The sequence below is a fragment of the Wolbachia pipientis genome, from assembly GCA_023052945.1.
Taxonomy (GTDB): Bacteria; Pseudomonadota; Alphaproteobacteria; order Rickettsiales; family Anaplasmataceae; genus Wolbachia.
The window spans coordinates 696,797-718,810 of record CP095495.1 but is presented as its reverse complement, the minus strand read 5'-3'; the positions used below and the strand labels follow the sequence as shown (position 1 = coordinate 718,810).

Annotated in this window: 19 protein-coding genes, 1 tRNA gene and 2 pseudogenes; 9 read left to right on the top strand and 13 right to left on the bottom strand. The window is 34.9% G+C overall.

Annotated elements, in window-relative coordinates:
• Positions 1 to 58 precede the first annotated feature (58 nt).
• Genes MWH06_03465 through MWH06_03445 form a run of 5 tightly spaced genes read right to left on the bottom strand, consistent with a single transcriptional unit; the run spans position 59 to position 2,852 of the window.
• The gene (locus MWH06_03465) at positions 59 to 631 is read right to left on the bottom strand and encodes an NADH-quinone oxidoreductase subunit C (GenBank protein UPA55655.1); all 573 of its coding nucleotides are present in this window, start codon (positions 629 to 631) and stop codon (positions 59 to 61) included.
• Positions 624 to 1,139: an NADH-quinone oxidoreductase subunit B gene (locus tag MWH06_03460; GenBank protein ID UPA55654.1), complete on the bottom strand. Its 516-nt coding sequence runs from the start codon at positions 1,137 to 1,139 to the stop codon at positions 624 to 626. The genes MWH06_03465 and MWH06_03460 overlap by 8 nt, the downstream gene beginning before the upstream one ends.
• 3 nt (positions 1,140 to 1,142) lie before the next feature.
• Positions 1,143 to 1,496 carry an NADH-quinone oxidoreductase subunit A gene (locus tag MWH06_03455; GenBank protein ID UPA55653.1) on the bottom strand — a complete coding sequence of 118 codons (354 nt, stop codon included), beginning with the start codon at positions 1,494 to 1,496 and terminating at the stop codon, positions 1,143 to 1,145.
• 18 nt (positions 1,497 to 1,514) lie between these two features.
• Positions 1,515 to 1,883: an HIT domain-containing protein gene (locus MWH06_03450; GenBank protein UPA55652.1), complete on the bottom strand. Its 369-nt coding sequence runs from the start codon at positions 1,881 to 1,883 to the stop codon at positions 1,515 to 1,517.
• 3 nt (positions 1,884 to 1,886) lie between these two features.
• Positions 1,887 to 2,852, bottom strand: a complete 966-nt coding sequence (locus MWH06_03445; GenBank protein ID UPA55651.1) for a hypothetical protein — start codon at positions 2,850 to 2,852, stop codon at positions 1,887 to 1,889.
• Positions 2,853 to 3,031: 179 nt separating this feature from the next.
• Here MWH06_03445 and MWH06_03440 point away from each other — a divergent pair, with 179 nt between their 5' ends.
• Positions 3,032 to 4,408, top strand: a complete 1,377-nt coding sequence (locus MWH06_03440) for a UDP-N-acetylmuramoyl-tripeptide--D-alanyl-D-alanine ligase (GenBank protein ID UPA55650.1) — start codon at positions 3,032 to 3,034, stop codon at positions 4,406 to 4,408.
• Between the two features lie 50 nt (positions 4,409 to 4,458).
• Entirely contained in the window at positions 4,459 to 5,409 is a 951-nt protein-coding gene (locus tag MWH06_03435) for a complex I NDUFA9 subunit family protein (GenBank protein ID UPA55649.1), read from the top strand.
• Positions 5,410 to 5,417: 8 nt separating this feature from the next.
• Here MWH06_03435 and MWH06_03430 read toward each other — a convergent pair.
• A tRNA-Arg gene (locus tag MWH06_03430) sits at positions 5,418 to 5,491 on the bottom strand.
• A 397-nt stretch (positions 5,492 to 5,888) separates the two neighbouring features.
• Between MWH06_03430 and MWH06_03425 the strand changes: the two are divergent.
• Positions 5,889 to 7,210, top strand: a pseudogene (locus MWH06_03425) (IS110 family transposase).
• Here MWH06_03425 and tmk read toward each other — a convergent pair.
• A complete protein-coding gene (tmk, locus tag MWH06_03420; protein UPA55648.1) occupies positions 7,199 to 7,804 on the bottom strand; it encodes a dTMP kinase in 606 nt (201 codons plus the stop codon). The pseudogene MWH06_03425 and the gene tmk sit on opposite strands and share 12 nt — an antisense overlap.
• Positions 7,805 to 7,906: 102 nt before the next feature.
• Between tmk and MWH06_03415 the strand changes: the two genes are divergently transcribed.
• Positions 7,907 to 8,479: a thioredoxin family protein gene (locus MWH06_03415; protein UPA55647.1), complete on the top strand. Its 573-nt coding sequence runs from the start codon at positions 7,907 to 7,909 to the stop codon at positions 8,477 to 8,479.
• 5 nt (positions 8,480 to 8,484) lie between these two features.
• On the top strand, positions 8,485 to 10,203 hold the full coding sequence (locus MWH06_03410) for a monovalent cation:proton antiporter-2 (CPA2) family protein (GenBank protein UPA55646.1): 1,719 nt from the start codon (positions 8,485 to 8,487) through the stop codon (positions 10,201 to 10,203).
• Here the strand turns inward: MWH06_03410 and MWH06_03405 are convergent.
• The 3 genes and pseudogenes from MWH06_03405 to MWH06_03395 form a co-directional block, all read right to left on the bottom strand.
• Positions 10,181 to 10,815, bottom strand: a pseudogene (locus tag MWH06_03405) (SURF1 family protein). The gene MWH06_03410 and the pseudogene MWH06_03405 overlap by 23 nt on opposite strands.
• 1 nt (position 10,816) lies before the next feature.
• Positions 10,817 to 11,293: a bacterioferritin gene (bfr, locus tag MWH06_03400; protein UPA55645.1), complete on the bottom strand. Its 477-nt coding sequence runs from the start codon at positions 11,291 to 11,293 to the stop codon at positions 10,817 to 10,819.
• Between the two features lie 544 nt (positions 11,294 to 11,837).
• Positions 11,838 to 12,476, bottom strand: coding sequence for an HAD family hydrolase (locus MWH06_03395; protein UPA55644.1), 639 nt, complete (start codon positions 12,474 to 12,476; stop codon positions 11,838 to 11,840).
• Positions 12,477 to 12,633: 157 nt separating this feature from the next.
• On the opposite strand from MWH06_03395, the gene MWH06_03390 reads away from it, so the two are divergent.
• Positions 12,634 to 13,452, top strand: coding sequence for a hypothetical protein (locus MWH06_03390; GenBank protein ID UPA55643.1), 819 nt, complete (start codon positions 12,634 to 12,636; stop codon positions 13,450 to 13,452).
• 583 nt (positions 13,453 to 14,035) lie between these two features.
• Here MWH06_03390 and MWH06_03385 read toward each other — a convergent pair.
• Positions 14,036 to 15,328, bottom strand: coding sequence for a cbb3-type cytochrome c oxidase subunit I (locus MWH06_03385; GenBank protein ID UPA55642.1), 1,293 nt, complete (start codon positions 15,326 to 15,328; stop codon positions 14,036 to 14,038).
• Positions 15,321 to 16,616, bottom strand: coding sequence for a sodium:proton antiporter (locus tag MWH06_03380; GenBank protein ID UPA55641.1), 1,296 nt, complete (start codon positions 16,614 to 16,616; stop codon positions 15,321 to 15,323). The genes MWH06_03385 and MWH06_03380 overlap by 8 nt, the downstream gene beginning before the upstream one ends.
• Positions 16,617 to 16,731: 115 nt before the next feature.
• On the opposite strand from MWH06_03380, the gene MWH06_03375 reads away from it, so the two are divergent.
• The 3 genes from MWH06_03375 to MWH06_03365 all read left to right on the top strand — a co-directional run bounded on the left by MWH06_03375 (position 16,732) and on the right by MWH06_03365 (position 19,557).
• Positions 16,732 to 17,547 (top strand): transposase, encoded by an 816-nt coding sequence (locus MWH06_03375; GenBank protein UPA55640.1) that lies wholly within the window; start codon positions 16,732 to 16,734, stop codon positions 17,545 to 17,547.
• Between the two features lie 219 nt (positions 17,548 to 17,766).
• On the top strand, positions 17,767 to 18,282 hold the full coding sequence (locus MWH06_03370; protein UPA55639.1) for an ABC transporter transmembrane domain-containing protein: 516 nt from the start codon (positions 17,767 to 17,769) through the stop codon (positions 18,280 to 18,282).
• Between the two features lie 96 nt (positions 18,283 to 18,378).
• Positions 18,379 to 19,557 carry an ABC transporter ATP-binding protein/permease gene (locus tag MWH06_03365; GenBank protein ID UPA55638.1) on the top strand — a complete coding sequence of 393 codons (1,179 nt, stop codon included), beginning with the start codon at positions 18,379 to 18,381 and terminating at the stop codon, positions 19,555 to 19,557.
• On the opposite strand, the gene lon is transcribed toward MWH06_03365, so the two are convergent.
• The gene (lon, locus tag MWH06_03360) at positions 19,554 to 22,007 is read right to left on the bottom strand and encodes an endopeptidase La (GenBank protein UPA55637.1); all 2,454 of its coding nucleotides are present in this window, start codon (positions 22,005 to 22,007) and stop codon (positions 19,554 to 19,556) included. The two genes, MWH06_03365 and lon, sit on opposite strands and share 4 nt — an antisense overlap.
• Positions 22,008 to 22,014 lie beyond the last annotated feature (7 nt).

Genomic DNA, 22,014 nt, shown 5'->3' with positions numbered 1-22,014 from the left:
GTTCCACCGATATTTCCTGCACCGATTAAAGATATTTTTTTCTTTGTACTGTCATTTTCTACTCCTTTGTATTTACTTTTATGGTTTTACCTTCCCAAGGCGATAGGCTATCAAGCATACGAAAATCTTGCGATAAATCTATAGGATTATATACAACCTTTTTTGCCTCTATATCGTATCTTACTTCCTCATAACCAGTGAGAGGGAAATCTTTTAACATTGGATGACCTTTGAATCCGTAGTCTGTTAGAATCCTACGCAAATCAGGGTGATCAGAGAATTCTATTCCATACATATCAAACACTTCACGCTCAAACCACGAAGCTGTGCTAAATACCTTTGCTATGCTTGGAGGCATATCGCCCTCACATAATTGAAGTTTTATGTGTACTCTAATATTATGCACAATGCTGAGTAAATTGTACACTAACTCAAAGCGCTTTTCTCGATCTGGATAGTCAACCCCAAAAATATCAACTAATAGTTCAAACCTACACTTTTCATCATCACGTAGAAAGGATAGGTGCTTTTCAATTTCATCTAAAGTTGAATATATTACAATAATGCCATCATCTTTTTGAATGCACTCACACTTGGTCTTTTTTTGTATATGCCTTGCAGTTTTATCCATGCTTTATATTCTGAGTTCGTTTTATTTTGTTTTGTAGGCATAGCATTCCATATAGCAACGCCTCAGCGGTTGGTGGGCATCCAGGGACATACACGTCAACTGGCACAATTCTATCACAGCCTCGGACTACTGAATAAGAGTAATGGTAATAACCACCACCATTTGCACAACTTCCCATAGAAATAACATACTTCGGGTCTGCCATTTGATCATAAACCTTGCGCAATGCTGCTGCCATTTTATTAGTTAGTGTGCCAGCAACAATCATTACATCTGATTGACGTGGGCTTGCACGAAGCATTATGCCATATCTATCAAGATCATAACGGCTGGATGCAGTATGCATCATCTCAACTGCGCAACATGCAAGACCAAATGTCATTGGCCACAATGAACCAGATCTTGCCCAATTCATTACATAATCTATTAAATCACCAAATTTAGTAACAAGAAACCCTTCTTTTTTATAACGACCCCAGTCATCATTAGATAGAATTTGATTTGTCATAAACTACTCCCACTCTAATGCACCTTTACACCATTCATAGATAAAACCTATAGTGAGTATTGCAAGAAATACCATCATAGACCAAAATCCACCATAGCTTATCTTAGATAAAGAAACAGCCCAAGGAAAAAGAAAAGCAATTTCTAAGTCAAATATTATAAATAATATTGAAACTAGGTAAAATTTAATGTCAAAATTTTTTCTTGCACTGGATAGTGGATTGAAGCCACACTCATATGTGGAAAGTTTTTCACCATCTGGCTTACTCACTGCAAGAAACATAGGCAATATACCTAAAGCAAAAGATACTACAATTGATACGCAGATAAAGATTACTATGGTTAGATACTCGCTCATTTAACAAAACATATAACACTATGAGTTTACATGCTTTCCTAACTTTTTACCACCTAAAATATGCACGTGAAAGTGTGGTACAACCTGCTCTCCATTTTCACCGTAGTTAGTGACCAGTCTATATCCTGTTTTTTCTAAATTATATTTATGTGCTATTTCTCTGACAATTTTGAAAAAACTTACTATCTCCTCTTCGGAAGCTTTTAGAATAAAATCATCGTATGAAATATATTGATTTTTTGGTATAACTAAAATGTGAACTGGTGCGTCAGGATACTTATCACGAAAAGCTAGTACATTTTCATTTTCATGTACCTTCTCACAAGGTAACTCACCTCTTAATATTTGAGCAAAGATGTTATTGCTATCATAAACTTCATTGCTCATATTTTAAGAGCGACCTTTTCCTCTTCCTTTATTTCTTTCTACATCAGGCGTAGATAGTGGTTTTATTACTTCACCAGAGGCATCTTCAAAATTCAAAAAAGTACTTTCCAATCCTTCTACTTGCTTTTTGATATCTTGTTCTGATAACTGCATATTTTTTATAGGAGAAATAGCTTCTTTACTTTTACCAAAAGGAAACTCGCTAGGATTAGTGATGTTAAAAGATTTTACTAATTCATCTGTACTTGTAACAGTTTCTGAAGACTGCCCTGGTGACTTTCCAGTTTGTGCTGACCTTAGAGTTTCTGATGGTTTGTTCTGATTATCGTATTCTCGATACAATTTTTCTGCAATACCATACAGCAATTTTAAGTCTGTGTGAACTTTAAATTCTCCACCAGTGATTTCTGCAAACTTCTTGAGGTCGCCTTCAACTTTATTAGCAATTCCTTTAAGAACAAGCTCTTTTATTTCTTTCTCGCTCTTGCCTTTATTATCAGGGTTAGTTTTAATAGTGTTAGCTATTTCCTTAACGTTAATTTCAATTACAATTTTGTTTTCTTCTCTGAAAATAGTTACATTCGGTAAACCTACTTTTATTTTGCCCAATTGTTCATCGTTCAAATAAGGTATATCTCCCGTCAGAGTCCTTGACGCTAAAAAAGCTACCTTTCCTGTCCCTTTCTTTTGCTCTGTTATTTCTACACCAAGATTCTCACTAGCTTGTGTGGTTTTTATGGGTGGATCATATTTTTCAAGCTCGCTGCCAATAACATAGCGCCCGCCATTTTTTATGTTGTGCCCCATTTCATCCCAGGACTTAAACCAATTCTTTGGCCATATAGGGTATACTGCACCCTTGGCTAGGACTTTTACACCTCTACCCAGAAAACTTCCTACTCCCGAAGCTGCATTACCAACTTTAGCTAGTATAGAAGTAGATTCTTCATTTTGGTCGTTTTTTCCCATACACACCTCCAAGTTACTTTCTACAACTAAGTATATTTTAATTATAGACGAAAAAATTTAAACTTCTATATCCATTATAAGATAGAATTATAGGGATTGCAACCATTATTTATACATTGTCTAAAACATGTGGTATTTGCTACTTTATTCAATTTACTTTAAAGAGTACTCTCTAAATTATGTTTAAATGGAACACAAATAATATCATTGATGCAACTGGCGGAAGAGACGTAAATGGTTGTAATTGGACACATAGCTCAAATATTTCAACAGACACAAGAAGCATAAAAAAAGGTGATTTATTTATTGCACTCAAGGGAAAGAATTTTGATGGCCATAATTTTTTGCATGAAGCGTTTTTAAAAGGGGCTGCCGCTGCAATAGTAAGTGAGGGTAAATATAAAAATTTCCCTCTCATTATTGTACAAGATACCCTGAAAGCTTTGCACGATATGGCATCATACTATATTAGAAATATTCTTGTTGATGCTAAAGTTATTGCAATTACAGGCAGTGTCGGGAAAACCACTACAAAGGATATGCTGCACACTGTTTTATCGCAATATGGAGTGTCCCATGCAAACGAAGGTAACTTAAATAATAATATAGGATTGCCTTTGACAATTCTAAAAGCTCCAAAAAACTGCCAGTACTTAATCCTTGAAATGGGAATGAATAAAGCTGGTGAAATAAAAGAATTATCAAAGATTAGTAATCCAAATATTGCAGTTATTACCAACATCGAACCTGCACATACTGAAAATTTTTCATCACTATTTGACGTTGCACAAGCGAAGTTAGAAATTCTATATGGTATGAAAAGTAATGGTACTTTGGTCTTAAACAGAGATAATAAATATTATGATTATCTCTCATCACATGCCAATAGAAATGTAATAAGCTTCGGTAAAGATAAAAATGCTGAAGTTTGTTTGTTGGACCTAATAAGAAATGATGACGGGCTAAATTTAAAAATCAGGCTGAGTGATAATCAAACTATAAACTGTAATTTACGTGTGCAAGGTGAGCATTTTGCTTATTCGCTACTTGTTGTTGCAGCAGTTGTGCAGAGCCTCGGACTTGATTTATCAAAATTACCACTTGCACTTAAGAATTTTAGTGTAACGAAAGGTAGAGGCAATATTCATAAGGTCAAATACAATAAAAAATATATACATTTAATTGATGACTCCTATAACGCCAGCCCTGCTTCGATGAAAACTGCAATAAAAACTTTGAGTACATATTCTAATCAGAGAAAAGTAGCTTTGCTTGGTGATATGTTGGAACTTGGTGATAAAAGCATAGAATTTCATACAGATTTGGTTAAGATTGTCACAGAAAATAATATAGATAAAATTTATACAGTTGGTAAATTTATGTCAGAATTGCATGAGCTTTTGCCAGATAATATAAAAGGCGCGCATTTTAATGATTCTAATCAATTGAAAAGTGATTTAGCTAACATTATTCAGAATAATGACGCAATTCTAGTTAAAGGCTCACGAAGAATGAAAATGGATCTTATTGTACGGGAATTCATAATAGAATATTAAGCAAAATCATTGTATTAATTTACAGTAACAAATTATTAGGAACTTTAATCGTGACAAAACGTGTAATTATTTTTGGTGGAACGGGGTTTATAGGGAAACACATCGTGAGACGCTTGGCAGCAGAAGGATATTTAATAAAGATATTCACTCGTAATCAGGAAAAAGCTGCTTGTTTAAAATTGTGTGGCAATTTGGGACGAATATCAATATTTAAAGGCGATTTTTTTGATGAAAAATCAGTTCTAGAGGGTATGGAAGAATGTGATGTAGCCATAAACTTAGTGGGAATATTATATGAAGCAAAAAAGCACGATTTTTACGCTGTTCACGTTAAAATAGCTGAAAGGATAGCAAAAGCTGCAAAAATGAAAAATGTACCCATGATGATACATTTTTCCGCTATGGGAATAGAAAATAGCAAGTTGTCAAAATATGCCAAAAGTAAATTGGAAGGTGAAAAAGCTGTAACTTCAGCATTTCAAGAAGCAATAATAATTAGGCCAAGCCTTGTATTTGGTAAAGAAGATAACTTCTTTAATAAATTTGCAAGATTAGCAACTGTTCTTCCTTTTTTGCCGCTAATTGGCAGTGGAACGACTAAATTTCAGCCAATATGTGTAACAGACTTAGCTGAAGTGGTATATCGTATTATCAGTTTTAATAAGCAAGACAAGAAAATTTATAACATGGGTGGACCAAAGGTTTACTCTTTCAAAAGCTTATTGAAGTTTATTCTGAACGTTACTAACAGAAAGTGTTTGTTGATCAATGTATCTTTTCCAATGGCAAAGTTAATAGCTTTCTTTTTAGAAAATAAAATTATTTCTATGCTGCTAAAACCAATAACCAGAGATACGAACCCTGTGCTTACTCAAGATCAGGTGAAAGTTATGATGAATAGCTCAATCGAAAAGTCAGCTGACCTTGAAACAATGAAGGTTCGACCATTAGCAATTGAAAATGTGGTGCCAGAGTACTTGAAGATTTATAGAAAGTATTGATAGAAGAGTGTGCCCGGTAGGATTCGAACCTACGACCCACAGCTTAGAAGGCTGTTGCTCTATCCAGCTGAGCTACGGGCACACAACATATATAAAATGCTTCTTAGTACAAGTGAAGTCAAGTACTTCGTGTGAATATGATGTTTATGGTAATATCTTACAACACCTTGTCATTGCAGTTGTGCGTCACGCGCTGCCAAAGTTGGATGCAAGCATCGAACAGACGAAATCTGTCAAATCAGAAAGAAACACACAAATTTAAGTTTTTAGTAGTTTTCAAGTATAGTTGTACAGGGAGCGCCTTTGCAGTTATGACCGACATTTTCAATGGTGCCTAAGTGCCCGTATGCAAGCATGGTTTTGGAAGGAACGGTCAAATCATTGATGGAGTCATTTAGACTACCTCGGTTAGGAGATTGTACTATCAACCGTTCCAAGCTGAAGCGTTTCCCTATTACAAATTATATGTAGGGGTTACCATGAAAAAAGCAAAAAGTAAATTAGAAATAGTGAATCCTAATGCAGCAGGAATAGACATTGGTTCAGCTGTACACTATGTGTGTGTACCTGAAGGAAGAACGCGTTCAGAAATTTGGCTGCTTTACTGAAGACCTTCATAACTTAGCACAGTGGTTGAAAAAGTGTAAAGTTACAACAGTAGCTATGGAATCAACAGGAGTATATTGGATTCCTTTATTTCAAATACTTGAGTCATACAAATTCGAGGTAAAATGCACGGCATGTAAAGAATGTACCTGGTAGGAAGTCTGACGTTCAAGATTGCCAATGGCTCCAACAACTGCATAGCTACGGACTGCTTCATGGGTCGTTTAGGCCAGATAATCAGATGTGTGTATTGCGCAGTTACGTGCGGCAACGCAAAAATCTCACTGAAAGTGCATCTACACATATTCTGCGTATGCAGAAGGCATTAATTCAAATGAATATACAATTACACAAGGTTATTAGTCATATTACTGGGATAACTGGTATGAAAATCATTGAAACTATAATTGAAGGCGAAAGAGATTCTGAAAAATTGGCAGAATTCAGGGACGTGCGAATGAAAAATGATCAGTCTACTATTGCAAAAGCGTTAGCTGGTGACTATAGAGAGGAACACTTATTCACGCTAAAGCAAGAATTTGAACTATATAATATTTATCAAGAAAAAATAGCAGAATGTGATAGAAATATTGAAGCCTATTATAAAACGTTTGAAACAAAGTCTTGTGAAAGCAAACAGCTAAGTAAGCAAAAGAATAAAAATAGCAAAAGTAAGCCAAGCTTTGCTTTGTATGAGGAACTGCACCGAATAACTGGTATGGATTTCACTAAAATTCCTGGATTTGATGTATTAAGTATACAAACCATAATTTCAGAAGTTGGTATAAACCATAGTAAATGGCCAACAGAAAAGCACTTTTCATCGTGGTTGGGACTCAGTCCTGCTAATAAAGTTACAGGGGAAAAAGTGTTTAACACAAGAACACGTAAAGTCATTAACCGTGCTGCAAATGCTTTGCGAATAGCTGCTCATTCTGTAGGAAATAGTAAAAGTGCGTTGGGTGCATACTACAGAAGATTGAAAAAACGACTAGGAGCACCAAAAGCAATAACAGCTACTGCAAGAAAAATGGCATGCATATTTTATAGTATGCTCAAATACGGACAGGAATATGTAGAAAAAGGAATGGAATACTATGAAACACGCTATAAAGATAGAACTGTAAAAAATTTGATCAAAAAAGCGAGCGAATTTGGCTACATATTAGTTCAACAAGAAGAGTTAGTTGAGTGAGTTTCTTAGGAGAAATCTAATAATTTCACTGTACACTTGATTATCATTTTTTGTTTCAATTTCAGTGATGACATGGCACCTACCGGGCTCTTTTATGGCGATTTCTTTAAACCCTTTTCCAACTTTATTATAAAAATTAACATCCATTTCTTCATATTTATTCTTGTCTTTCGCTCTACTTAACCCAACTTTAACATCAATATCTAGAATAAATGTAATATCTGGATATCTAACTCCAGCCAACCTGTGCAAATCTTCTATTAGTTTTAAATCAACTCCAAACCCATATCCTTGGTATGCAATGGTTGAATCAATAAACCGATCACAAATCACTATTTTCCCTTCTGCAAGAGCTGGTAATATTAATTTTTTCATATGTTCGTGCCTCATCGAGATAAGTAGCAAGAGTTCAGAAATAGGATCAATATTATTTGTTAATAACACTCCTCTTATCTTTTCTGCAAAATCAGTGCCACCTGGTTCTCGAGTCGACACTACATTATTTTCGCCGTGAATTTGCTTAAAATGATTTGCAAGTAGCTTAGATTGTGTTGTTTTACCAGAGCCGTCTATTCCTTCGAAAGTTATGAACATAAGTTTTATAATACTAAAAAAGAATATGCAAACAGTATACATAGAAACCGTTTGACATTTAAATAATAAGACCGTAAATTACATACGGTATAATAATAGTCTATGGTTGCTCTGAATACTCCTAAAGTCGATTTTAGTTTTACTGCAAAAGATTTTAATCTTTTGGGAGTAGACAATAAATACTATACATTAAGTGACTGTTGTGGAAAAAATGGTCTTATTGTAATGTTTATATGCAATCACTGTCCTTACGTTCAGTCAATTATTAGCAATCTGGTAAGCGATGTTGATCAATTGAAAAAAGATTATCAGGTAAACACCGTTGCAATAATGTCAAATGATGTAAATGAATATCCAGAAGATTCCTTTGAAAATATGATTAATTTTGCCAAAGAAAATAAGTTTACATTTCCATATTTAATTGATAGTGCACAGAAAATAGCTAAAGAGTATGGTGCTGTTTGTACTCCTGACTTTTTTGGTTTTAATGCTAATTTAAAACTTTGCTATCGTGGACGTTTTAACGACGCAAAAAAAGAAAAGGTTCAAAACTATAAAATAGGAAGTAGTGATTTATTTCAAGCTATGAAATTTGTTGCAGAAACTGGTAATCCTCCGGCTGACCAAAAGTCAAGTATTGGTTGCTCAATTAAATGGTCTGATCCTACAGGTTAAATATCATGCACAGCAGCTCTCAGCATTTGTTTGATATTATAATTCTACTTTTCGCTGCTGTGTTTATAGTCATAGCGTTTTGGAAAATGAATATCAGCCCAGTGCTCGGTTACTTCGTTGCAGGCGCGTTGATTGGTTCTCATGGATTTAATCTGATACATTCAGCTGAAGCAATGGATAATTTTGCAGAATTCGGCGTAGTTTTTCTATTATTCATTATAGGCCTTGAGTTGACCTTTGAACGCCTTATCGCCATGCGTATCCATGTATTTGGATTTGGTTCCCTTCAAGTTATAGTTACCATGGTAGCGATATGGTGCATTGCTCTTGCTTTTGGAGTGAACACTAAAATGGCAGCAGTTATCGGCGGTGGGCTTGCATTGTCCTCAACGGCAATAGTGTTACAGGTTCTGCAGGAAAAAGGCTCCCAAGCAAGTCAAGTTGGTAGGTTGTCAATAGCAGTACTATTAATGCAAGATTTTGCAGTGGTACCGCTAATAGTGTTAGTACCCTTACTTACTGGCAATTCTACAAATAGTCTGATAAGCTCACTAGTAGGTTCACTAGTACAAGCAGCTATTGCATTAGTGTTGATATTTATAACTGGTAGGTTATTACTCAGACCCTTATTTTCGGTTATTGCTAAAATGGAAAGTAACGAGGTCTTTATATCAACAACACTCTTAATAATACTAGGAGCAGCATTTATTACCGAACAATTTCATTTATCAATGGCACTGGGCGCATTCGTTGCTGGGTTATTAGTTGCAGAAACAGAACACAGGCACTCAGTGGAACACGCGGTATTGCCATTTAAAGATTTGTTTCTCGGCTTATTTTTCATGACTGTCGGTATGTCTATCAATATTGACCTTTTACTCAATAAATTGCCGCTAATTACTTTATTGTCGATCATTCTTATCGTTTTAAAAACATCTATCATATACGTATTGTGTAGATTTTTTGGATTTAAGAGTGCACCTGCCATACAAGCTGGATTATTGCTTGCACAAGGTGGTGAATTTGCATTTATCCTGTTTCGCTTAGCAGATGAGTTAGACGTACTACCAAGTGAAATCGCTCAAGTGCTTATGATGGTAACTACGGTAACTATGGCTTTCACTCCTCTTCTATCGGGACTTGGAGATTGGATAGCAAATTCATCTAGCATTGAGAAAGTAATACTAGATGATGAAGCCATTGAAACAGACACACAAGACCTTTATAACCATGTAGTAGTTGCTGGATTCGGTAGGGTAGGATATATGGTAACAAAAATGCTTACCGCAGAGCATCTAAGCTATGTTGTTGTAGATATTCAATCAAAGATAGTCAAAGAAGGGAAAAGTGACAGCTTTCCTATATATCTTGGAGATGCCACGAGATATGAAATTTTAAAATCAGTAGGAATAGAAAGAGCCCAAGCTCTCGTAATCTCAATAAAGAACGAAGTTACTGTAAAGAAGATTGTTTCTCTAGTTGCAACAAATTTTCCATATGTAAATATTATAATACGCCTACCAGATCTGAGTAATGTAGAAGCTTACAAAGATCTAGGGGCTAGTAAAATTATTCCGGAGACATCTGAGATTGGGTTGCAGCTTGGTGGAGCAGCACTAAGCCTAAGTGGTATTAGCGAAAGCGGAGTTGCGTCTCTAAAAAGTAGGTTTAGAAAAGGCAATTATGGCATGATAAAGGATATCAGCAGCGATATTGATGAGTAGAAATGCAAGAGGTATGTCTATAATAGAATATGCACATAATTAACCAAGTTAAGGAAAGTGCAAACCAAGTGATTGCATATTCCAAATGCTTCATTGGCTGTATGGCTAATTTGCTGCCAAAATTGTTCGGCCACAATATACACTTCTCTAGCTTAATACCTAACTCATTGGAAATTTCTTCTGTACTCAGGGTAAACCATGTATTCGAAGCAGTATCGTTCTTGATAAACCAATTTTTGCTTTTATTGCTATCGCAATATAAAGTTCCATCTGCAACTACTTTTTCAATTTTTACTTTTTCCTCTTTTTTTCTTTAACTATTCCTTTGTTCACTAACATATAATTTCCAGTAGTAAGCAGCATGGGAGACAGCACATAATAGCCGCGTTGCCCTGCAAAAACGTATAGCTCTATGTCACTTAAAATCCCACCAATCTTGACATGCCTATAGTTAAATTTTTCAAGGTCGTTATTGGGCAACAGATAGACAACTGAAAGATTCATATTTTTGATAATATTATTCTTCCAGTTCAATCTGAATACTTGCCATAATCCTAATAAAAAAAGGAGCAAACAAGGTACAATTAAAATAAATACTATCTTTTTTAACACTCTATATTTGTGTTCTTAAATAGTTTTCAACACCCATTAGTTCAATAAGATCGATCTGCTTCTCAATCCAATGGAAGTGCTCTTCTTCATTTTTTAACATCTCTTCTAATAACATTACACTAACAAAATCTTTTTCTTTCTCAGCGATAGAAATCGTTTCTTTGATATCCTTAATACCTTTTCCCTCTAATTTCAAATTAGCTTCTAAGATTTTTTGTATTGTATCTTTTGTAAACTTTCCATCATACTTTGAGATTCCATTTGTATCTTGAAAATTTGGGACTCCTTTAAACAACAAAATTCTTTCTGCCAACTTGCTTGCATGTTCAAGTTCTTCGTTAAGCTCATTTTTTACCTTTTCTGCAAGCCTATTAATTCCATTGTTTTTGAGAACTGCAAAATGCAAAAGATACTGGCGTACAGAAGTCAGCTCATTGGTCAATAATTTGTTCAAATGTTTTACTATCTCTTCATTCATAATCTTCCCTGAGTTCAATTTATCAGCATAATTTACATGATAACGATAGTTATAGCAACTCATTTAATAGTTCCTTTGATAACAACCGTATTAAATAGCATGTCGTGGTATGTCTGTTTTTTCTTAGAGAAGCAAGCAACTAGATACCAATAGAGGGTGAGCAGCACTATAATTACTTTCAATGCACTCAAGACATTCACTAATACCTCCTGATCTTGCAAAAATTCAGTAAGGACAACTACTACACTGTTTAACAAAGGAAGAAAAACTGGGAAGTGCTTCTGTCAAACGCTAAATTCAAGTCTATTTTAGAATCATCTAAATTGATAGTATATATATTCATCAACTGCTGACCTGGAGTTGCTTGGGCCTTTTGAAGATATAAAATATGTGAAGTAACTACAATTTACACACATGTATGATAGATGTAAGATCAACGGAGAATCCTCTAATAGCAGTATAATTAATAAAGTTGGAATTAATAAAATTGCTACATCTATTAAATATGCGCAAAGGCGCCTTTGTATACTGGCAATCTCTGTCATTACCTATCTTCTAAATACTTTATTATAAAATCTGTAAGTTTATCAAAATGCTGAAAACATAACAAATCTTCGTATCCACTTATTGATTGGCCATATATAATAGGTAAACAATTAGCATTTTGTGCACACAGAACATCTGTGATGCTATCACCAATGAAAAACACATTTTCTTTATTTATAGGCAACGTACTCTCCTCTAGTGCAAATAGCAGTGGAGTTGCAGATGGTTTATCTTCCGCAGTATCGCATGAACCAACTACTCTTTCAAAGTAAGAATCTAATTTAAAATAGGCAACTTCTTTACGTAAATTAGTATTTTTCTTATTGCTAACTATTGCTAGATAAATATTGTGGCTTTTCAGTGTCTGCAACATTTTCTCTACTCCTTGATTCAAAGCAATGTTTTGCAATAGTGCATCATCTAAATATTGTTGATATATCTGATTTGCTTTTTTCCACTGATCGCCAAATAAATTGACCATATAGCTCTTTCTCGACTCATGGGAATTTCTATCAGCAGCTTTATTACTATACCCCATTGAGTTTATGGTATGCTTAATAGCATTAAAAATGTTATCTTGAGTGTCAACTAAGGTATTATCCCAATCGAATACTACTGCTAATGGACTATTTCTCATTTCTACATTGTTACGTATTTTAGGTTAATAAGTAAATAGCATTTTAATAAAAAAAATATAAATAGAACGCTCTTACTCTTTACCACAAGTTATGTTAACTGTTTTTTATATAATTAGCTAATATACTGGTTATATTGTATGCTTTAAGGTAGTAGGTATGACTGAAGTTAAAAATACACCTCAAACAGGTGTAGAAAAAAAATTTAAAGATGTTTTTGAGCGTTCTCCAGGTGCTTTTCCAGAGGGAACCTCATTAGAGGAGAAGGTTAATTATATTGCAGAAGCAACAGAGGCTCAAAAGGCTATGAGGAGTGGAGAGCTTGAGAACAAAATGAAAAACGTTGCTGAATTAAGCAAAGAACTTGAAAGTCGAAAGAGTCATGCAGCTGAAAAAGTACATCAAGATTTTGAAAGAATTGCTGAGCTTGACCGCCAATATAAAGGCAAGGGTATTTTCAGAAGTGAAAAAGTTGCAGGACCAAAAAGTGACAAAAAACTCCAAGATTCTCCGAAAAAGCCTATAGCAGAAGGTAAAAGCTTTGAGCAAAGTAGACAAAAAGAGACTTCTGTACAAACAGATACACAGCCATCAAAGCATGATGTTAGTCCCTCAGTGAGCAAGAGTTCTGTAAAAGAGAAGCTCAACACTGAGCTAGGCAAAAAAGATAACACACCTCAACCACAAGAAAATCAGAAAGAAGAAGGGTTCTTGAGTCTTCTGAAGCGCTTTGTTAAGAAAGTATTAGAAAAACTTTTAGGTGAAGATGAAAAGAGTGTAGAGAATGCTCGTGGCATGAGAGAAGGTGCTCAAAGAGATATGTCAAATAATGAAGTGCAACAAAAGAGTAAGCAGCTTGATAAAATTTTAAATCAGGACCAAAGTGTAAGCGAGGGTTTGAAGCAGGCAACAAAGCTTGAGAACCCGGCGATAACGCCTGTTAATACTCCTGAAGTAAATACAAGTCGTGAAAGGTGATCCTCTTTCAAGCTTCATTATACCACCACGAATCATCATACCGCCGCGGTATCTCCTTAGCATAGATCCCGCTAACACGTAGCGGGATGACGGTTGTCGGTAGGTCTAAATTACTTTAGCCATAAATATTTAAGAAATTCACCAAACAAAAAAAAGGCAAAAGAAGCCCTAGTCATTGTCTATTTTCAGTATTGGCGTTTTTTAAGTCTTAAACGCTGCAATTTAGCTGCTTTTAAACGGCAACTAACCTTAGCTTTAATATTTAAGAAATTTACTAGGCAGAAAAAAAAAGGCATAGAAAAGCCGTGGTAGCTAGTTATTACACTCTCTATTTTAAAATTTGACGTTGGGTGATGTCTTGAACGCTTTATAAGCGCGTTTCAGCTTATGTAGGTAAAAACCTAGAAATTTTATGAAGACATACGGTGCACATAGTGCAAAAAATTAAACAATAGTACGCCAAATACAAGTTTTCTTGTCATTTTAATCTGCTGCAGAGATTGCGAAGTTAAATAAAATAGCTTCACTTTCACGATAAGGGGGCTGGCAAGGTTTGTCAAGTAAGTTTTTTCGTTTCTATGAGTTAGTTGGTACGCGCTTTGCCTTTTAACAGATGTAAAAGCACAATTATTACGAACAACATTCCACCAATAACTGATATAGCTCCACCCGCAATAAAACAAGCACGTGCCAACATTGATGAAATACTTGGCAGATCTGCAACTTTTCTTAAGGCACCATATCCACCAAGCCACACAAGGCCAGTGATATGGAGAAAATGCCCTATACTGTAGGCATAAATCTGTAATTTCACAATAGAGTTTTTTACCTCTTTAAAGTTTAATTTAGGTAACAGCCAATAAATGAAATTCATAAAAGCTATAGTGATCCCAACTACAGAACCGTGATAATGAGCGGGAATGGTGACATTTCCTTCAATAGTCAACACTCCGAGCACATCTCCATAAGTGAACAACAAAAATGAATGTAATAAATAGTTGCTTTTATCATTAATAAAAGTCCTGATGTTGCAGCACACTAATATTACCAAAAAGCACGGCAAAACTGCTCCAGCAATTCTCATATGCCAAGTAAAAAACTGTATTAACTTGGCACTATCAACTGGATAAACAAAATATACAAACGGTGCACCTATAGCCAAAATCGTGTTTATAAACAGCGGTAAAATAGTAATTTTATTGCTTGAAGCTAAACTAACATCACTGATTATTAAATACACTAAAAACATTCCTTGAGTAAAAGCAAACTGCAATAAATGTCCGCTTCCCCAAAAGAGATATTCGTAAAATAAATTATTATCTGAGTGATATAGACCTGGAGGCATATTATTATATGCTAAAACAAAGCAAAGAAATGACGATACAAGTATAATAACCAGTCCAATTTGTCCCATGCAGAGGTATGAGGCTTGCTTATTTGACATATATGCAAGAACTGCATTTATTAATATGCTGGCAATAAATAAACTGAGTCCAAGTAAAAATAATTTGTTTTGTAACACGGGAATATAGTTACTTTTGATAACTTCAGTGTTTGGAACGAATGCAGATACAAACATGAGCAGCATCGAAAGGGTTGATAGAACCCATAAAAAGTTAAACCAACTGTTGGTATTTTGTAGGTTTATGATAAAGAGCAGAGATATTATAGAGCACATCCACACCAAAATTGACAAGTTCACGTGTATTACCAGCGCATTATCAAAAATATATTGTGCAAAAGGAACAAGAGAGGAGATAAAAGGCAATCGTAGAAAAATAACAATTATTGACAGCAATCCAGAGCAAGAAAGGGCACATACTGCTAAGAATATCCATTTTCTACAGAGTGGAGCGTTGTCTTGTATATTAAGCACAATCTTTTTTCTCAATTTTGTTCAATACAATATATAACACTGCAATAATACCTAAAACATAGCAATAGTATACGTGTGGCACGACTGCCAAAGGTGAAACTCCAGCAATAGTGCTAGCCAAAAGCAATTGAGCGCCATACGGTATTAATCCTTGAAATACACAAGAAAATATGCCTAGCCATGCTGCACTATAGTGAGGCGGTATTTCATATTTCTTAGCAATATCTCTAGCAATTTCACCGCTAAAAATTATAGCGATGGTATTATTTGCAAGTAAAATATCAAATATGCTGACTATTTTTGCAATAAATAATTGCGCAGTTTTTTGTCCACCACGTTGTATCATAACCCAAGATGAAAGTTTATCTGCAAACTCCTTAGAATTTTTACCTACCAGTCCTGAAAGCCCGCCAACCATCAATGACAGTAGCATAATTTCATGCATACTCATAAACCCCTTAGTGATGTTTTGGCTTAAAAACAATAAACCATAATTGTTGTTATTTATAAATCCAATGATTCCAGCAAAAGTTATGCTTAAAACCAATGCCGTAAATACATTTATTCCAAAGTTTGCAAGCAATATAAGTATTATGTAAGGAGTCACAAGCAATAAAGAATACTCCTTAACTGAAATAGCAGCACTATTGCTTGAGCTATAAAATAATATAATTATTGTGAATATAGAAGCAATTAGTGCCACTTTTGCATTCAGTTTTAATTTTTTCTTTATATCAGCCTTTTGAGACATCACAGATGCAATTGTAGTATCAGAGATAATAGATAAATTGTCACCAAACATTGCTCCTCCTACAACGGTTGCAACTCCTAAGGAAGGAGAAATCCCAGCTTGTGTCAGTTCAACTGCAATAGGAGCAATTGTTGCAATGGTGCCCATTGATGTACCAATAGCAGTGGAGATGAAAGCTGCTACAAAAAATAATCCTATGAGTAAAAATTGTGTTGGTATAAATGAAAGAGCCAAATTAACTGTGGCATCAGCACTACCGATTGCTTTAGTTACTTCACTGAATGCACCTGCAAGTAAGAAAATGATACACATAGTGATAATATTACGATCTCTTACCCCATCTAGAAAGGCATACATTTTTTCCTCAGTATTGCCCTTGTATAAAACCCAGCCCAGAGCTATGGCAGGAGCAATGGCTACCAGTGGAGATAACTGATAAAAAGCATTTGACACGCCAAGAACAGTAAAATATATACCACTTCCTACAAAAAGAAATAGGAACAGTAAAATAGGCAAAAAATTTGTAAGATAAAACATACCTCTACTCCAGCTCTGATAAACGCAAATCAACTATAGACCTGCTGAAAAAGGTGATTGAAAAAATGATGTGAGAGAGGTAGAAGAAGAATAAGCAGATCAAGTAAGGAAAAAAATGAGCTTTAGTTACTATAATATGAAAAAACACCCAAGAAACTTTCGTAATATAACAGGTTTAACTATAGAGGAGTTCGAAAAAGTAGTGGAAAAAGTGAGGTCTGGATGGGAAAAACAGAAAAAGTGTCATGGTAGAAGATCAAAACTACCAACTCTGGAAGATAAGTTGTTTTGCGTAATTTTGTACTATCGCACTTACATAACACATAGATTTTTAGGATGCCTATTCAATGTACACAACGCAAATGTATGTAGGTTACTTAAGAGAATAGAGCCATTACTCGCCAAAAAAGTGACTATAACAAAAGATAGAAGTATGACGCCAGAAAAAATACTGAAGATTTTGGCTGATGTTACAGAACAGCAAATACAGAGACCAGAAGATAGTAAAAAACGGAAGAAATCATATTCAGGAAAAAAAAGAACCAACACTATGAAAACTGAGATTATTATCGAAGAAGGAGGAAGAATTTTATCAGTGTCAAAGTCATACCGTGGTAGAATTAGTGATTTCCGCATAAGGAAACAAGAAAAATATTTACCACTTGATAGCATAAAACATGCCGATTCTGGATATCAAGGTTGGCAAAAATTGCAAAGCAATGTTATAATTCCATATAAAAAGTATCGTAAAAAGCCATTAACTCCAGAGCATAATAGAAGATTAGCATCATTTAGAATGAGAGTAGAAAACAAGATCCGAGAGATAAAGATATTTAAGATTATGTCGAATGTTTATCGCAATTTTCAGAAAAAATATAACCTGAGGTTCAATATTATTGCTGGTATTGTAAATCTTAAGCACGCCTTTTAGTTAACCTTGATTTTAGTCACCCTCCTTTCCTTTTTTTTATCGCTTGATTCGCAGCAGGTCTTATGATATGATTTATATTATTATAAACCACAGTTAGCACCTTGACCAAGGTTTTTCTAGAAAGCAATCTACCAGAAAAGGTTTCCATGAAAAGGACTATTATAATATGATTGTTATCATCTACTTGAATAAAACTGGGAGATAGAATAAGTAAAAAATATGAATGACATAACAACAAAGCAGGTTGTATCTTTCATCTTGAAAATGCTGCGTCCATTTCTGTTTCATATTGGGATAGTATTACTGACAGCATTAGTCTGGGCTATCGATATTTCCTTTAATCCATATTTAATAAAAGTTATTATAGATCGTATCAGTGCAGATGATCTTTTTCGTAGCATAGCAACTCCTGCTATATCCTATGTACTAATACTATTTTTACTTGAGTGTATGAGTAGATTATACAACTATTTTTTTGAAATTAAGATGATCCCTAATCTCCGTAAAAACATTGTTGAATCGAGTATTGCCATATTATTAAATCAGGATAATAGCTACTATCAAAATAACTTCTCCGGCAGTCTTGCTAACAAGGTTAATGATTTGACAAATTATATTCCAGATATCATGCAAATTATGGCTGACAGGGTCATGGGTCGTGCATTAGCGCTTAGTATCGCAATTTACTTTTTATGGCAAGTAAATATTAATTTTGCTTTATTGATGTTGACTTAGTCTACATTATTTGTTCTGTCTTCCCTCTTACTTGCAGGAAAGGTAACGCGTCTTGCAGATGCATGGTCAGAGCTTGGCTCAAGCATTACTGGTAAAATGGTAGATGTCTTCTCAAATATCATGTCTGTAAGGTTATTTGCCAGCAAATACCAAGAAAGATTATCTTTGCGAGCTACTCATAGCGAAGCTGTTAAAGCAGAGCAAAGACTTCAGTGGCTGTATACGTGGATTTTTACTTTCTATGGCTTCTTATTTCTAATCATGCAAACACTTAATTTATATTTCCTAATTAAAGGAAGAGGGCAAGGGTCAATTACTGCTGGAGATTTTGCTTTTGTTCTTACTGTTAATATAGCAATAGCTAATTTTCTTTGGATGATAGCTAAAGATTTCTCACAATTCTCTAAGTCATGGGGAAGGATTACTCAAGCTTTGAGAACAATTACTTCAATCCCTGAAATCCAAGATCAGCCAAATGCAGCAGATCTGGTCGTTAAAAAGGGGGAAATTAGTTTTGATAAAGTTCATTTTCATTATAAAGATGCAGAACCAATATTTGAAAACAAATCCATAATAATTAAACCTGGTCAAAAAGTAGGACTTGTTGGTTATTCTGGTGGTGGTAAATCAACATTTGTAAACCTGATTCTTAGGCTTTATGACATAAAATCTGGAAAAATTTTAATTGATGGACAAGATATTCGTAATGTAAGCCAGGATTCTCTACACAAAAGTATTGGAATGATTCCACAAGATCCATCGCTTTTTCATAGGACTCTGATGGAAAATATTCGCTACGGCAAAGCAGATGCTAGTGATAATGAAGTGGTAGAGGCTGCCAAACGTGCGCATGCCCATAAATTTATTTCAAAATTACCCCAGGGTTATGAGTCACTCGTTGGCGAAAGAGGTGTAAAACTTTCAGGAGGACAAAGGCAACGCATCGCAATTGCCAGAGCTATTTTAAAAGATGCCCCTATATTAATTCTAGATGAAGCAACTTCACAACTTGATTCTGTGACTGAAAGTGATATTCAAAAGTCTCTATGGGAGTTGATGCAAGGCAAAACTACAATAGTAATAGCCCATCGCTTGTCTACACTTTTACATATGGATCATATTTTAGTGTTTGACCAGGGCAAGATTGTAGAAGATGGCACGCATCAGGAACTTCTTGATAAAAATGGAATGTATAAAACTCTGTGGGATGCACAAGTTGGTGGATTTTTGCCGGATAAAAGAGAAATGGAGATTGATAATATTTTTTTAATCTAATGCTTCAATGTTTCCGACATAGGAAAAGTATCATCTTTACTTCCTATAGAGGAAGGCACACTATTTTGATTATCATCACCATCAATTGGAGTAGTAGGGTGCATTAAAGCAACTTTCATAACTTCATCAATATTCTTAGCAAAAACTACATTGATCCCCTCTTTGATGCTTGCAGGAATCTCTTGCATATCTTTCTCATTTTCACTTGGTATAATCACAGTTTTGATTGATCCTCTGAGTGCTGCAAGCAATTTTTCTCTCAAGCCCCCAATAGCTAAAACTCTACCACGCAATGTCACTTCGCCTGTCATAGCAACATTTTTGTTAACTGGTATATTTGTCATAAGAGAAACAATAGACGTACATACCGCGCCGCCAGCAGAAGGGCCATCTTTTGGTACAGCACCCTCAGGTACATGCAAATGTATATCATTATTTTGGAATTTTTCGGGCTTTATACCAAAAAATAAGCAATTTGATCGAATATAACTATACGCAGCTTTTATAGATTCTTGCATAACCTCTCCAAGCTTTCCTGTGTATTTTATTTCTCCCTTGCCTGGAATTAGTACTGATTCTATCATCAAAATATCACCACCTGTTTCAGTATAGGCAAGCCCAGTTACTACTCCCACTAAACTCTCATTTTCTGCAATACCAAAGGTATATTTACGTACCCCTAAATAATCTTGTAAATTGTCAACCCCTACGGATATTTTCTTATTTTTATCAGTCAATATTTCTTTAACGGCCTTTCTCATGAGCTTTGCAAGCTCCCTTTCCATACTCCGCACACCACTCTCACGTGTATATAAACGTATCAATTCATATAGCGCCTCATTAGTTATGCTCCACTCCTTCTGATGCAAACCATGCTCCTTCTTTAACTTCGGAATAAGGTGGTGTGTAGCAATACTGATTTTTTCATCTTCAGTATACCCGGACAATTGTATAATTTCCATCCTATCACGCAAAGGATGTGGCAAATTTAAGCTGTTTGCCGTAGCTACAAACATTACACTTGAAAGATCAAACTCAACTTCCAAGTAATGATCCGTAAAGTGTTTATTGTGCTCAGTATCTAAAACCTCAAGTAATGCAGATGCAGGATCGCCACGCGAATCAGAACCCATCTTATCTATTTCATCAAGCAGAAAAAGCGGGTTGCATGAATTAGCTTTTTTCATATGTTGAATAATTTTACCAGGCATTGAGCCAATATAAGTTTTCCTATGCCCTCGTATCTCGGACTCGTCACGCACACCACCAAGAGCTATGCGAACAAAATCTCTTCCTACTGCTCCTGCCATAGACTTAGCTAAAGAAGTTTTACCAACACCTGGCGGTCCAACCAAGCAAAGTATAGGACCTTTTATCTCTTTTACTCTTTTTAATACTGCTAAAAATTCTATTATTCTATCTTTTACTTTCTCTATGCCATAATGATTTTCATCTAAGATTTTTTTAGCTGCATTTAAGTTAATTTTTGCATCTTTGTACTTTCCCCACGGCAAATCAAGTAACCAATGCAAGTAACTAGATATAACTGCAGCTTCAGGAGAAATGGGATTCATTTTCTTGTATCTCTTCAAATCAGTTATAGCTTTCTCTCTTGCTTCCTGAGAAAGCTTTGTTTCATTTATCTTTTTTTCAAATTCATTGAGTATATTCCCTTCATCACCATTCTCAAATTCGCCTAATTCTTTCTGTATAGCTTTCAATTGCTCGTTAAGGTAGTAAACTTTCTGAGTGCTTTCAACTTGCGATTTAATTGTCTTATATAAACAGTTTTGTGCGTTCAAAATACTTATTTCTCTCTCAATAAAAGCAAAAGCTTTTTTTAAACGCTCTTTTGGGTCATAAGCCTCAAGTATGCTTTGTTTATCCGATACTTTTATATTTAAATGTGAAGCTACCGTATCTACAAGTTGACCAACTTCTTTGATTTGATCAATGGGGTTAATGGCAACTTCAGGCTGATTTTTCTTGTTTAGCTTACACCAGCTATCGAACGCGCCTATAACAGATCGCCTTAAAGCTTCTAAATCAATATTGTCTTCATCTTCCTTATAATGATTGTCTAACTCTACTCTGGCTTGTAATAAAGCATGAGAGCTAATATATTCTACAACTTTTCCCCTTCTTATCCCCCGGATTATAACTTTTACTGCATTGTCAGGCAATTTTATTAATGGTTGTATAATGTTTGCTAACACACCTACTTCATAAAGATCTTCTGGCTCCGGATTATCAACAGAGCCATCTTTCTGTGCTACAAGAAAAATCTCATTTTGGTGACTACTACTACTTGTTGCATATTCTAGTGCATTAACAGATTTTTCTCTACCTATGAATAAAGGCACCATTATATTTGGAAAAATTACTACATCTCTTAAAGGTAATACTGGCAATGCAGTAAAACTAGAGCTCACAGCACGTTCAATGTTCATAATATAT